This window comes from Enterococcus sp. AN402 (assembly GCF_040719405.1).
Taxonomy (GTDB): Bacteria; Bacillota; Bacilli; order Lactobacillales; family Enterococcaceae; genus Enterococcus; species Enterococcus faecalis.
This window is the reverse complement of record NZ_JBFDTM010000004.1, coordinates 1,811,996-1,826,215: the sequence shown is the minus strand read 5'-3', so window position 1 is coordinate 1,826,215 and position 14,220 is coordinate 1,811,996. Positions and strand designations below refer to the sequence as shown.

Below are 14,220 nucleotides of genomic sequence, written 5' to 3'. Positions count from 1 at the left end.
ATAAAAGATGAAAACAATCGATTAAAGATCTGTTTTCATCTTTTTACCATTTAAAAGTAAAAAATTGATATAGGAATGTTAAAAAAGCGTAATTGAATTTGAAATAAAGGTATGAGATAATAATTGGTGTTAGTTTTAAAATGTGAAAACAATTAGTTGAAGGTTATAGGATGCACATTTTTCAAGGGCGAATGGCAAGTGTTTAAGAAATATACATATTATTAAATATATAAGGAGAGTTTCATGAAAAAAATCATTTCAGGTATGTTAATTTGTACCGTATTATTAAATAGTTTTAGTGTGATTGCATCAGGAAAAGAGCTTGTAAAAACAGAAACAACGGGGGAGACTGGCTTGGTCACTCAAGCTACGTCAGAAACAACGACTAATTCAACGGAGGATACATCTTCTGTTACAGAAGAAAATACCTCTGAAAGAGATAGTTCTACTTCAAGCACAAAAGAAGAGTCTTTTGATTCTTCAACAAATAGTACAACGGAAGAACATTCTTCTGTTTCAGAAACAAACACAACAGATAGTAAAACAGAAGCATCACAAAGCTCTGAAGTAGAAAAAAAGACCATTGACCAAGATGAAGCGGATTATCAAGAAGCAGCACGTGAAGGAACGAACCATAAAAAAGGAACATATGCTATGAAAAACGGCATTTCTTCTAGGGTAGCGCGAGCAACAGTTGCGAACGTCTATGCGAATGATCCTAATTTGCCTGGCAAGAATTTTATTGACGTTTCTAGTTGGAATGGAGACATTTCAGTAGCTGAATATCAAAAAATTAAAAGCTATGGTGTAACAGGTGTCTCGGTTAAATTGACAGAAGGAACTTGGTATGTTAATCCATATGCTGCGGGCCAAATTAGAAATGCCAAAGCTGCGGGCTTAAAAGTTTCAGCATATCACTATAGTATGTATGTCTCTGCTGCGACAGCACAAGATGAAGCAAGATATTTTGCTCAGGCGGCGGCTAACTCTGGCTTAGATAAAAATACCATAATGTTTAATGATGCGGAAGATCCAACGCTTACAAACAATGGGCGAAATGCCCATGCTAATTCTGTTGCGTTTAACCAGCAATTAAAGGCACTAGGGTATAAAAATGATGCGTTGTATGTTGGCAAATGGTGGTTAACAAATGGCTATATCGACACCTCCGCCTTCGGAAGAGACAGAGTATGGGTAGCGCAATATCCATATACTCCAGATAGTTCCATGCAGTGGAATAATGACCATGGTGCTTGGCAATGGTCTTCGCAAATGTATTTCCCTGGTTTAGCTAATTATGAAGGGCGTCCATTTGATATTTCCATGACCTATAGTAATTTTTTAAATATGGGTAATAGTAGTGGGCCTGACTTAAGTAAGTATTACACAACTAATCCAGGTCGAGTAGTAGTAATGAAAGATGAAACATTTTATAACAATGCCGACTTTACAAGCAAAGGTGCCGCAGTGAAAAAGAATACACTAGTAGAAGTACAAGGAATTGAATATTCATCAACTGGGTACCCTCGGTTAGTGACACCTCAAGGATATTTGACAGCAAGAAAAGATATCGTTTTAGCAGCAATCAGTAATATTGATAAGTATTACACAGCTAATCCAGGTCGAGTAGTGGTAATGAAAGATGAAACATTTTATAACAACGCCGATTTTACAAGCAAAGGTGCCGCAGTGAAAAAGAATACACTAGTAGAAGTGCAAGGAATTGAATATTCATCAACTGGGTACCCTCGTTTGGTAACACCTCAAGGATATTTGACAGCGAGAAAAGATATCGTTTTAGCGGCAATCAGTAATATTGATAAGTATTACACAGCTAATCCAGGTCGAATAGTAGTAATGAAAGATGAAACATTTTATAACAACGCCGACTTTACAAGCAAAGGTGCCGCAGTGAAAAAGAATACACTAGTAGAAGTGCAAGGAATTGAATATTCATCAACTGGGTACCCTCGGTTAGTGACACCTCAAGGATATTTGACAGCGAGAAAAGATATCGTTTTAGCGGCAATCAGTAATATTGATAAGTATTACACAGCTAATCCAGGTCGAGTAGTAGTAATGAAAGATGAAACATTTTATAACAATGCCGACTTTACAAGCAAAGGTGCCGCAGTGAAAAAGAATACACTAGTAGAAGTGCAAGGAATTGAATATTCATCAACTGGGTACCCTCGTTTGGTAACACCTCAAGGATATTTGACAGCAAGAAAAGATATCGTTTTAGCAGCAATCAGTAATATTGATAAGTATTACACAGCTAATCCAGGTCGAGTAGTAGTAATGAAAGATGAAACATTTTATAACAATGCCGACTTTACAAGCAAAGGTGCCGCAGTGAAAAAGAATACACTAGTAGAAGTGCAAGGAATTGAATATTCATCAACTGGGTACCCTCGTTTGGTAACACCTCAAGGATATTTGACAGCAAGAAAAGATATCGTTTTAGCAGCAATCAGTAATATTGATAAGTATTACACAGCTAATCCAGGTCGAGTAGTAGTAATGAAAGATGAAACATTTTATAACAATGCCGACTTTACAAGCAAAGGTGCCGCAGTGAAAAAGAATACACTAGTAGAAGTGCAAGGAATTGAATATTCATCTAATGGATATCCCCGCTTGGTAACAAGAAAAGGATATTTAACGGCAAGAAAAGATATCGTTTCAGCAGCAATCAGTAATATTGACAACTACTATACAGAAAATCCAGTAAAAATTGTGATGCTTGTCAATGATCGTTATTATACTGATTTAGAATTTAAAACACCTGGATCTCCAGTAAAAAAAGGAACTACTATTAGAGTGCAAGGAATTGAATATAGTAAAAATGGTTATCCAAGATTAAAAACACCACAAGGGTATATCACTTCAAATAAACGTTATGTACAAAAAGTGAATTAGTTAAGTAATTTAAAAAGGACACTCTAACGATTTAGTTAGGTGTCCTTTATTTAATAAATATTATTTTTGAAAAGGACAATATTTACAGTTCGATTAAGGTCTACGATAAATTATTGAAACTTACTGTTAGTTATGAGAAAATGTAAAAGATTGAATGCAGTTTTGGCTGTATTGATGAATATATAAGTTAAACAAAATTGAAAATAAAACTAGTTATTGACTAGTTAGGGAAAGGATTTTGTATCAAATGATTACAGCTTTAATTATTGCCGGTGGGGTCGGTAAACGAATGGGGCAGGAGATTCCTAAACAATTTATTATGGTAGAGGAAAAACCGATAATTATCTACACATTGGAATCTTTTCAAAAGCATCCACTCATTGATCGAATCTTAGTTGTGTGTAAAAAAGGTTGGGAACAAACACTAGATGCCTATGCAAAAGAGTACCATATTGACAAATTACAATGGATTATCCCAGGGGGAAATTCTGGTCAAGAATCAATTAACAATGGGGTTAATTTCTTAAAAGAACATTCAAGCCCAGAAGATACTATTGTTATCCATGACGGGATTCGTCCATTAGTTGATGAATTAGTTTTATCTGATGTAATTGTTAAGTGTCAAGAATACGGTAATGCAGTGACTTCGTTGCCATATAATGAACAAATTTTTGTAAAAGAAACCGAGGAAACAACTCGACAATATATTAATCGTGAAACATTACGTCGCGTGTCAACACCACAAGCCTATAAATTTGAAAAATTAACTTGGGCTTACGAAAAAGCATTCCGTGAGAATATTGGTATTTCTGAATCGTCATATACAAATACTATGATGGTGGATTTAGGCGAAACATTGTATTTTGCTGCGGGTTCGGATAAAAATATTAAATTGACTACATCGGATGACTTAGAACTATTTAAAGCTTATTTAAAGATGAAGGATTAGGAGATATAGGCATGGAGTTAATAGATAATCCAATTTATCAATCTGAATTGAAAAAAGTGATGAATCACGCAGTTAATCTGGTTAATTTAGATAAAAAATCAATTTTGATGATTGGTGCTTCTGGAATGATAGGATCTTTTTTGATAGACACGTTGATGGCTGCAAATGAACAATTAGGTATACAAATCAAGATATATGCAATGGGAAGGAACCGTTTGAAACTTGAAAAGCGGTTTGAAAAGTATCTTCAGTTAGACACTTTTGAAATTGTTGAAGGTGATGTCACGAATTCTATACCAAAAGAGGTTCAAGCTGATTATTTGATACATGGTGCGAGCAATACGCACCCCAGAGCTTATGTAACCGATCCAATTGGTACAATTATGACTAATCTTGTTGGTACAGAGCAAGTATTGAAGCATGCTGTAGCAACCCGTCCTGTTAGAGTGTTATTCTTATCAACGGTAGAAATTTATGGGGAAAATCGTGGTGATGTAGAAAAGTTCACAGAGGATTACTGTGGATATATCGATTGCAACACTTTGAGAGCAGGTTATCCTGAAGGGAAAAGAGTTAGTGAGTCATTATGTCAAGCTTATATTGAAAAATATGATCTTGATATTGTGATTCCAAGACTTTGCCGTACATTTGGCCCCACGATGCTTTTATCTGATACGAAAGCCTCTTCACAATTTATTTTGAATGCTGTTGAACAAAAAGATATTATTTTAAAAAGTGAAGGAAATCAGTATTTTTCATATATCTATGTGGGGGATGCTGTTTCTGCTATTCTTCATTTGTTACTCGAAGGTAAAAAGGGAGAGGCATACAACGTTTCTTCAGAAAATTTTGATTTGCGATTAAAAGAACTAGCGCAACAATTAGCTGAAATCAGTGATAAAAAAGTGATTTTTGATTTGCCAGATGGCATAGAACAAAAAGGTTTTTCAACAGCTAGTACAGCAATACTTGACAATAAGAAAATCAAAGAAAATGGGTGGTACCCAATATTTGAATTAAGAGAGTCTTTGAAAAATACAGTAGAATTAGTTAAAGGTGAGAAGTAAAATGTGTGAGATTAGTATTATTGTTCCCGTTTATAAAGTAGAACCATATTTAAGAAAATGTGTGGATTCAATCTTAGCACAAACATTTACTAATTTTGAAGTTATATTGGTCGATGATGGTTCTCCTGACAATAGTGGTAAAATATGTGATGAATACGCAATAAAAGATAGTCGTGTTCGTGTTATTCACAAAGAAAATGGTGGCTTAAGTAGCGCTAGAAATGCTGGAATTGATATTGCCCAAGGAAAATATTTGGGGTTTGTTGACAGTGATGATTATATTGCTGAAGATATGTATGAGGTGTTATATGAGAATTTGAAATTTTATGATGCCGATATTAGTTCTGTGGAAATAATTCCTTTTCGTGATGATAAGTATGAGAATACTAGCAAAGAAAAAAAAGAAATTCTATTAAATAAAAAAGAAGCGATAAAGTCGGTTTTAGAAGGAACAGATTTTTATGCATATGCTTGGAATAAACTTTATCGTAAAGAACTTTTTTATAACAACCGATATTTAGAGGGTGAAACTTTTGAAGATGCCTATATAATTATAGATATATTACTTGAAACTGATAAAATCATTGTATCAAATGAAGAAAAATACTTTTATTTACAAAGAAATGATAGTATAATGGGCCAAAAATTTTCTAAGAAAACTTTGGATGTCATAAAGGCTTGGCAGTATAATCAGAAAAAAATATTGAATCATTTTCCTGATTTAAAAGATTCGTATAATCGTAGATTATGTTGGGCGTATTTTTATGTTTTAGATAAGCTAATTTTATCAAGTAACTATAAGCAAATTCCCGAGACAAAAGAAATTATTGAATTTTTAAAAAAAAATAGAAATTTTATATTATCTTATAAAGGATTCACTAAATCAAGAAAAATTGCAATTGTTGCTTTAAGTTTTGGAAGTGTATGGTATAAAAAACTGGTAGAGTATCGATTGAAAAAACTTGATTAGTTGAGTTTGTAAAAATTAAAGCGGAGGGGTTATATGAAACAATCACGTCTTTACTATTCAATAATGAACTCATCTATTTCTACTTTAGTATTTTTTCTAAAATTAATTATGCAATTTGTGGTACGGACATTCTTTATAAGATATTTAGGGGTAACTTATTTAGGACTGAATGGTCTTTTTACGAATGTACTTAGCATTTTATCTTTAGCTGAACTTGGAATAGGTACCTCTATTGTATATTCTATGTATAAGCCTATAGCAGTAGGTGATAAAGAAGAGATAAATATGTTAATGGATTTATATAAGAAAGCTTATCACTTTATAGGGGTTGGAGTTGCGGTTATAGGAGTCAGCATTATCCCGCTTTTCCCTTATATTTCTGGTGACTATTCAATTAGTAATCAATTTATTTTGTATTATTTATTGTACTTATCAAATTCTGTTTTAAGTTATTTTTTTACGTATAAGCGATCACTGTTGATAGCACATCAACGAACGTATATTGTAAATTTGAATGACTTTGTTTTTTTACTGTTAAGTAATGTTTTTCAAATATATTTACTTATACATTATAAAAGTTTTTCACTATATCTAATTGTCCAACTAGTTTTTACACTATTGGGAAATGTAAGTATTTCTTTAAAAGTAGATAAAGATTACAATGAATTGAAAAGATACTCAAAAAAACAACTATCTAAAGAAAAAATGAATAGTATTAAAAAAAATGTAATTGGAAATATGAGTTCTAAAATTGGCGGAGTTATTGTTATGGGAACTGACAGTATCCTAATTTCTAGTTTTGTTGGTCTATCAGCAGTCGGTTTTTACTCGAACTATACAATGATAGTTAATAATGTACAAAACCTATGTAAACAAGTAACTAACTCAATAACTGCTAGTATCGGTAATTATATTGTTAGCGCAAGCACAAAAGATGCATTGGATTTGTTTAAAAAACACTTATTTGTAAATTATTCAATGTTATATTTTTCTACTTTAATTCTTGCTTCAGTGCTTAATCCATTTATAATTTGGTGGATTGGTGATAAATATGTTTTGCCTTCTTTTACAGTTTTTTTAATTATTATTAATTTAGTGGTTCAAATGTTTAGAAATACAAGCTTTGTCTTTATAGATTCATATGGTCTATATTGGATTCAAAGATGGAAATCTATTATTGAAGCCACAATTAATTTGACTTTCTCATTGATCTTATTAATATTTTTTAATATGGGTATAAACGGTGTGCTTTTAGGTACATTAATATCTTCACTAGGCTATGTGTTATGGGTAGAAGTATTTTACATTTTTAAGTATGGGCTTAAGGTAAGTATGTCTGTATATATAAAGTTATTTTCAAAATATTGCTTTTTGTTAGGTCTAGCAACTCTAATCACTGTTTACACACAATCTTTAATTGATTATAGTGGTTTAGTTAGTATAATATACAAAGCAATTATATCAATTTTTATTGGTGGAGTTCTGTATTTAGTTTTTTACTCACGCTCAAGTGAGTTTAAATATCTACTGAATATTGCAAAAAAAGTCTTAGGGAGGAAATCTTGATGAATATCTGCATAGTCAGTCCTTCTCTTGGTTATGGTGGATCTAATATCATTGCTGCAACACTTGGGAAAGAACTGAACAAGAATCACAATCTAGTATATTATTCATACAAGTATACAGACAATTATTCTAATCTTCCTGAAGAAAAAATATATTTTTTTAAAGGAAGACATAGCAAATTGTTAGATAAGTTAAAAAAAGGTACAGAGTATATCTTTAGTGGAGGAAAGTTTACGCCATATAAATACTATAAAGGAGAAATAAAACAGCTTTCCGAATTAATAGAAACATTTAATATAGATTGTATTATTCTAAATTCTTTTACTGCGGTATCTATTTTTGCAATTCCTTTGAAAAAAAAATATCCCAAAGTTAAACAAATAGCATGGATGCATGAATCTGCAGAACAGACTTTTGGCTCCTTGGTTAAAAACTATTTAAAGTCATATGAAGAATCTTTAGCAAGTGTTGATAGAATAGTTTGTTTAACACAAACAGATTTAAAAGCCTACAGTAAATTCAATCATAATTCAGTAATAATTCATAATCCTGTTACTTTTAATACTAGTGTGAAGTCTAAATTAACGGAAAGAGTAATTTCTTTTACTTCTAGATTAGATGTGGAAATTAAAGGGCTTGACTATCTTATTGAAGTAGCAAAAACTATACCTAGTACTTGGAAAATACGAGTGGCGGCAAATGGTAGTAAGAATCAAGTAAAAAAATTCTTAAGTCTTATAAAAGAAAATGGCGTAGAAAATGTAATTGAATATGTTGGAGCTTTGAATGGGGAGGCATTAATAGATCATTATGTTAATAGTTCAATTTTTATATCTACTTCAAGAATTGAATCATTTCAGCTTGTCTTAATCGAAGCAATGGAGTGCGGGTTACCAGTAATAAGTTTTAAACATAGTGGAGCTAAAGAAATTTTAGATAATGGTAGATATGGTGTTTTAATTGAAAACTACAAAATTAATAAAATGTCTAGTGAAATAAATAAACTATGTAATAGTTATGAAGAGCGTTTAAAATGGCAGAATATCTCTTTAAAAAGAGTTAACGATTTTAATATGGACGAAATAAAAGTACATTGGATACAACTTTTAGACAATTTAGGAGTGAAATAATGGATAATTTAAAAAAATTTTTTTATTTGGAAAAATCATATTTACTTATTTTGATTTTTTCATTGATTATTAGATCTATGAATATATACAGCTTGTTGCCATCAACATTAGACAGCATCCTGTTTTCCTTTTTAGCTTTTTTAGGTTTTTTTGTAGTTCTTTATGAATTATATAATTTTTTAATAGAAAAAAATAAAGATTGGACTGATTGGTTAATTTTGATATTTTTGCTTGCGTTCCTGATATCTATAATATTAAATAGGAACTACGGAATGAGTAGTAATTTAAAATTGCTAGTATGGAATAGTATTTATGTGATTGGAATATACCAATTTGTCAAAAGACAAAAGAATAGTTTTCTAATAATAGATTATATAAATTATATTGTCATGGTAGGGATGTTTCTATTATCAATTATATCTCTAGTTATGTATCTTTTTCAATACAGTTACGTTTATGTCTATGGACCAGGACCTAGAGACCACATAAGAATAGGTTTTCTAGAATCTAGATTATTTGGAGTTTTTGGAGATCCTAATTATGGTGCAACTACTGCTTTAGTTACTATTATATTATGTTTATATTATTTGTTTAAGTATTTAAATACAAAAAAAATATTTATCAAAATTTTTTTAGTAGTCAATATTGTAGTCCAATTCTTTACTTTGTTATTAACAGGATCGAGAAGCGCTTTACTTTTAAGCTATTTAGCAGTAGGGTTTCTTGCTTTTTCAATAATTTTTTACAAACAAGGGGTTAAAAAGACACCTGTATTAAAAAAAATTTTATATTCTTGTATGTTTACTTTATTAGTCTTGTTCGGTTATTTAATAGTTCAGAATGGAACAAAAGATGTGTTAGTTACTGTACCTAATAAAATTTACTCAGCAGTGTATAAAAAAGAAGAGGTCAACGGAGAAATTACGGGAAAGAGAAAAGAACCTATAAGTTTAGATCGTAAAGATGTTGTGGATAATTCGGATATATCAAACATGCGTTTCTCTATTTGGAAAAGTTCGGTTGAAATATTCAAAACTTCTCCTATCTATGGAACTTCTCCAAGAAATCTATTATCGTATGCTCATGATAAATTGCCAAATACTTTTATTTCCCAAAAGTCAATAGTAGTGCATAATACTTTTTTGAATATCTTAACAAGCGTTGGTCTACTTGGGTTTATTCCTTTTATGATATTTTTGATATTTAATGGGATAAAAATTATATTTTGTTATTACTTTTATCAAAGGGAGTTAAATTTACAATTTTTAACTTTACTTACTATTCAAATCATTTTAGTTTTTTCAGGTCTGTTTAATAATGAAATTATTTTAGTAAATACAGTAGGCTCTTTCTTGTTTTGGAGTTATTTAGGTGCATTAAATGGATATCTAAAGGAAATTTCAATAAAAAGAAGTCAAAAATAAATTTGCTAAAAGTTGTACAATAATGTGTGTTATGTTTAGATTTTAAATATACAATCTATATTAATTCTTATACTTATAGTAAACTTATACTGCTAAATAGAGTTAAAAAGGGTAAGTGGTATAAAAATCTTTAATGTATCCGTTCATTATGAAAGCAGATCAAGTAGAGTTCCAATATAAAGTTTTTAAACAAATAATATGAAAAAATACATGACTTGTGTGGGAACTTTTATTTGAATAAGTGCAATAGTTTAGATGATTTATATACCTAAATATTTAAACGCTCAATTTACGTTTTAACATATAATGAATTTAATTGGAGTGGGAAACTTGAGGAACTTTTTAATCACAGGCGGTGCCGGCTTTATCGGTTCGACCTTAGCAAATTATTATAGTAAAGACAATCAAGTTGTGGTCATTGATGATTTATCAATGGGCCAAACTGAAAATTTAAACACATCTGAAAATATCACGTTCATTGAAGGTAGCGTGATTGATCAACAATTAATGGAAAAAGTACTACAAGAGTATCAGTTCGATTACATTTTTCACTTAGCAGCGATTGCTAGTGTAGCAGATTCAGTAGCACGTCCAGTGGAAACACACCAAGTGAATTTTGAGAGTGTGTTACAATTACTGGAATTAATTCGGAAATACCAGAAAGATTTAAAACGTTTGGTGTTTGCTTCTTCTGCAGCGGTTTATGGGGATGAGCCAACTTTACCAAAACAGGAAGAATCAGTAATTCGTCCATTAACGCCTTATGCGGTGGATAAATTTGCTTCTGAAAAATATGTGTTAAACTATTGTCATTTATATGATGTTCCAACAAGCGCTGTTCGCTTCTTTAACGTTTATGGGCCAAACCAAAATCCTAATTCGCCTTATTCTGGCGTTATTTCGATTGTGATGGACTCTTACAAACGCTTATTAGCCAATCAAGAAGTGACATTCAATATCTTTGGCGATGGAAAACAATCCCGTGATTTTGTCTTTGTTGAGGACGTGGTTCAAGCGTTGAATCTTGTCGCTCATTCTGACCAATCACTTGGGGAAGTGTATAATGTTGGAACAGGGAAAGCAACCGATTTAAATGAGTTAATTTCTTCTTTAAATGATATTATGAAAGTCACTTTGCCAGTTGAATATAAAGAAGCGCGAGCTGGGGACATTAAAGATTCCTTAGCGGATATATCTAAATTACGTGCCATTGGTTATGAACCGAAATATAGTATTCAGTCCGGTTTGGATAAATATGTTAATTATGAATTAAAAGAATAAATAAAACTTCTTGAGAGCTGATAGTTCTCAAGAAGTTTTCAAGTAATTTGTACGAAGTAGTCATAGATAAAAAAAGTTTAATATGGTATGCTAAATTTGTATGCAAGTATTAAATTTGGGGGATTTAACCTGTGAAAAAGAAAATTTTAATTTCAATACCCGCGTATAATGAAGCAAATAATATACGTCCTCTATATAAAAAATTAAATGAAACTTTAGAAAAAAAAAGAAACGAAGTTGATTTTGAAATATTATTTATTAATGATGGAAGCAAAGATAACACTGTGAGTGAAGTTTTATCATTAATTGAACAAACGGACAATGTTTCTTTAATTGATTTGTCCAGGAATTATGGAAAAGAGATAGCAATGAGTGCGGGCTTTGATTATTCTACACATGATGCTGTTATCACAATGGATGCTGATTTACAACATCCACCAGCTACAATTATTGATATGATTGATCTTTGGCAGCAAGGCTATGAAGATGTCTATGCTAAAAGAAATCAACGCAAAGGGGAGTCATGGTTCAAAAAAACATCCTCTAAATGGTTTTATAAAGTATTAGGAAAACTAGCCAATACGCCTGTTTTACCAGATGCAGGAGACTACCGGTTACTTGATCGTAAGGTAGTAGAGGCGCTGAAGCAAATGAGAGAATCTCAACGTTATACGAAGGGGTTATATAATTGGGTAGGCTTCAAAAAGGTTGCGATTGAATTTGATGCGGATGAGAGACTACATGGTGAAACAAAATGGAGTTTTGGCGCATTATTGAAATTGGCAATTGAAGGAATTACTTCTTATACAACGGCTCCTTTAAAGATTTCAATGTATTTTGGCTTTTTAGTTTCTTTTGTTGCGTTTATTTACATGATATATGTATTAATTAAAACATTGATATTTGGTGCGGATACTTCAGGCTTCCCTTCATTAATGATTATGATATTATTTTTAGGTGGCTGCCAATTGATTTCTGTAGGGATTTTAGGGGAGTATGTTGGCCGTGTATTTTTAGAGACTAAGAAACGTCCCTTGTATTTTGTAGAAAATATATACAGTTTGCCAAAGAAAAATGAGACTAAAGAATCAGAGTTAAAAGAGATTGATTAATGAATATATTCATTTTACTTATAAAAAACGAGGTAGTAGTCGAATGACTGTATCTCGTTTTTCCTATATTTGAACCCACCTCACTCCAATGGTACAATAAACAAGATTGGAGTGAGAGCATGACAGATATTATTGCACATCGAGGAAGTAAAGGCACCCATCCTGAAAATACGTGTATTGCTTTCAGAGAGGCTGTTCGTGTTGGTGCTGAAGGAATTGAATTAGATGTTCATCTTTCTAAAGATGGTTATTTAATCGTTATGCACGATGAAACGGTGGATCGTACGACAGATGGTCATGGTGAAATCCAACAGTTAACATTAAACGAATTAAAACAACTAGATGCTGGAAGCTGGTTTCAGAAAAATCCTTCTGTTCAATGTGTTCCAACATTGGAAGATGTTTTAAATTGTCTTGAAGAAGAACAATTCAATGGTTTTTTGAATATTGAACTTAAAACGGATATTATCCATTATGAAGGAATTGAGAAAAAAGTCGTCCAACAAATGAAGCAAAAAAACTGGCCGTTTCGTTATTTATATTCCAGTTTTTATTTTCCAAGTTTAGTTAAATTAAAAAAAGCTGATCCTAAGACAGAAATTGCCTTTATTTATGAATCTGCAGAGGATTTAAGTCAAGCGGGACCGGCATTCGCGCTTGTCGATAGTTTACATCCAAAAATGTCTTGGGTGTTGGCTCATGAAAAAGAACTTATCACAATTGGCAAACCGCTGCGGCCGTGGACTGTTAATCGGATGGAAGAAATGGAAAATTGTTTTCAGCTAAAATTGGCGGGTGTTCATACTGATTTTCCTGAGGAAGCAAAATTTGCTCGTCAAAATTGGCAAGAAGAAGGAGAAACATAATTGGAGAAAGTATTAGTTATTGTAGGACCCACTGCGGTGGGGAAAACAGCATTAAGTATTGCTTTAGCAAAAAAATTTAATGGTGAAATTATTAGCGGTGACTCCATGCAAGTTTATCGATCGTTAGACATTGGCACCGCTAAAGTCACAGAAACAGAAAAAGAAGGAATTCCTCACTATTTAATTGATTGCCGTGAAGTCAGCGAAACATATTCTGCCGCTGATTTTCAGAAAGAGGGTCGTCAAAAAATCAAAGAAATTACTGAAAAAGGGAAACTACCAATTATCGTTGGAGGAACAGGTTTGTATATTCAATCACTCCTTTATGATTTTCAACTAGGAAGTCGTGAGATAGATGACTCGCCTGAAATTAGAGAAACGTACAATTTATTTGCGGAAGAAAAAGGGAATCAAGCCTTATGGCAGTTATTACAACAAAAGGATCCTCTAGCGGCTGACAGCATTCATTTTAATAATCGCAAAAAAGTGATTCGTGCGTTAGAGGTCTTTGATAAAACCGGTTATAGTATTTTGACCCCGAAGGAAAAACCAGCTCGTCTCTATGATTATTATTTGTTAGGTTTGGAAACAGATCGCGCTTTATTGTATGAGCGTATTAATCAGCGGGTGGATCAAATGATGACAGAAGGACTGTTGGAAGAAGCAAAACAGATGTTTCAGCAACCACATGCACAAGCAGCTCAAGGTATTGGCTATAAAGAATTTTTCCCGTATTTTTCCGGTGAACAATCATTAGAGATGGCGGTTGAAACAGTCAAACAGCAATCGCGGCGATATGCCAAACGTCAATTGACTTGGTTTAGAAATCGAATGGCTGCGCATTGGTGGGATTTGGTTCAGCAGCCAACAGATTTGCCCAAGTTGGAAAAAGAAGTAGCGCAATGGCTACAACAGAAGGAGAGTGAGTAGGCG

Annotated in this window: 11 protein-coding genes; all 11 read left to right on the top strand. The window is 32.2% G+C overall.

Going from position 1 to position 14,220, the window contains the following annotated elements:
* Nucleotides 1-243 precede the first annotated feature (243 nt).
* Complete coding sequence (locus AB1I62_RS10300) at nt 244-2,922, top strand: DUF5776 domain-containing protein (RefSeq protein WP_367019274.1); 2,679 nt, start codon at nt 244-246, stop codon at nt 2,920-2,922.
* Between the two features lie 247 nt (nt 2,923-3,169).
* Nucleotides 3,170-3,871, top strand: coding sequence for a 2-C-methyl-D-erythritol 4-phosphate cytidylyltransferase (locus AB1I62_RS10295; RefSeq protein WP_002388995.1), 702 nt, complete (start codon nt 3,170-3,172; stop codon nt 3,869-3,871).
* An 11-nt stretch (nt 3,872-3,882) separates the two neighbouring features.
* Nucleotides 3,883-4,938: an NAD-dependent epimerase/dehydratase family protein gene (locus AB1I62_RS10290; RefSeq protein WP_002384311.1), complete on the top strand. Its 1,056-nt coding sequence runs from the start codon at nt 3,883-3,885 to the stop codon at nt 4,936-4,938.
* 1 nt (nt 4,939) lies between these two features.
* Entirely contained in the window at nt 4,940-5,908 is a 969-nt protein-coding gene (locus AB1I62_RS10285; RefSeq protein ID WP_002362101.1) for a glycosyltransferase family 2 protein, read from the top strand.
* A gap of 33 nt (nt 5,909-5,941) precedes the next feature.
* Nucleotides 5,942-7,474 (top strand): lipopolysaccharide biosynthesis protein, encoded by a 1,533-nt coding sequence (locus AB1I62_RS10280; protein ID WP_002389220.1) that lies wholly within the window; start codon nt 5,942-5,944, stop codon nt 7,472-7,474.
* Nucleotides 7,474-8,604 carry a glycosyltransferase gene (locus AB1I62_RS10275; RefSeq protein ID WP_002389251.1) on the top strand — a complete coding sequence of 377 codons (1,131 nt, stop codon included), beginning with the start codon at nt 7,474-7,476 and terminating at the stop codon, nt 8,602-8,604. The genes AB1I62_RS10280 and AB1I62_RS10275 overlap by 1 nt, the downstream gene beginning before the upstream one ends.
* Complete coding sequence (locus AB1I62_RS10270) at nt 8,604-10,028, top strand: O-antigen ligase (protein ID WP_010818927.1); 1,425 nt, start codon at nt 8,604-8,606, stop codon at nt 10,026-10,028. The genes AB1I62_RS10275 and AB1I62_RS10270 overlap by 1 nt, the downstream gene beginning before the upstream one ends.
* A 321-nt stretch (nt 10,029-10,349) precedes the next feature.
* The gene (locus tag AB1I62_RS10265; RefSeq protein WP_082153324.1) at nt 10,350-11,309 is read left to right on the top strand and encodes a GDP-mannose 4,6-dehydratase; all 960 of its coding nucleotides are present in this window, start codon (nt 10,350-10,352) and stop codon (nt 11,307-11,309) included.
* 131 nt (nt 11,310-11,440) lie between these two features.
* Nucleotides 11,441-12,421, top strand: coding sequence for a glycosyltransferase family 2 protein (locus AB1I62_RS10260; RefSeq protein WP_002356923.1), 981 nt, complete (start codon nt 11,441-11,443; stop codon nt 12,419-12,421).
* 119 nt (nt 12,422-12,540) lie between these two features.
* On the top strand, nt 12,541-13,287 hold the full coding sequence (locus AB1I62_RS10255) for a glycerophosphodiester phosphodiesterase (protein WP_010777806.1): 747 nt from the start codon (nt 12,541-12,543) through the stop codon (nt 13,285-13,287).
* The gene (gene miaA, locus AB1I62_RS10250; RefSeq protein ID WP_104859418.1) at nt 13,288-14,217 is read left to right on the top strand and encodes a tRNA (adenosine(37)-N6)-dimethylallyltransferase MiaA; all 930 of its coding nucleotides are present in this window, start codon (nt 13,288-13,290) and stop codon (nt 14,215-14,217) included.
* The last annotated feature ends 3 nt before the right edge of the window (nt 14,218-14,220 follow it).

What these genes read in the sequence shown, in the direction of transcription:
- AB1I62_RS10275 (WP_002389251.1), top strand. Translation starts at nt 7,474, where the DNA reads ATGAATATCTGCATAGTCAGTCCTTCTCTTGGTTATGGTGGATCTAAT.
- AB1I62_RS10255 (WP_010777806.1), top strand. Translation starts at nt 12,541, where the DNA reads ATGACAGATATTATTGCACATCGAGGAAGTAAAGGCACCCATCCTGAA.
- AB1I62_RS10280 (WP_002389220.1), top strand. Translation starts at nt 5,942, where the DNA reads ATGAAACAATCACGTCTTTACTATTCAATAATGAACTCATCTATTTCT.
- AB1I62_RS10295 (WP_002388995.1), top strand. Translation starts at nt 3,170, where the DNA reads ATGATTACAGCTTTAATTATTGCCGGTGGGGTCGGTAAACGAATGGGG.
- AB1I62_RS10290 (WP_002384311.1), top strand. Translation starts at nt 3,883, where the DNA reads ATGGAGTTAATAGATAATCCAATTTATCAATCTGAATTGAAAAAAGTG.
- AB1I62_RS10285 (WP_002362101.1), top strand. Translation starts at nt 4,940, where the DNA reads ATGTGTGAGATTAGTATTATTGTTCCCGTTTATAAAGTAGAACCATAT.
- AB1I62_RS10300 (WP_367019274.1), top strand. Translation starts at nt 244, where the DNA reads ATGAAAAAAATCATTTCAGGTATGTTAATTTGTACCGTATTATTAAAT.
- AB1I62_RS10270 (WP_010818927.1), top strand. Translation starts at nt 8,604, where the DNA reads ATGGATAATTTAAAAAAATTTTTTTATTTGGAAAAATCATATTTACTT.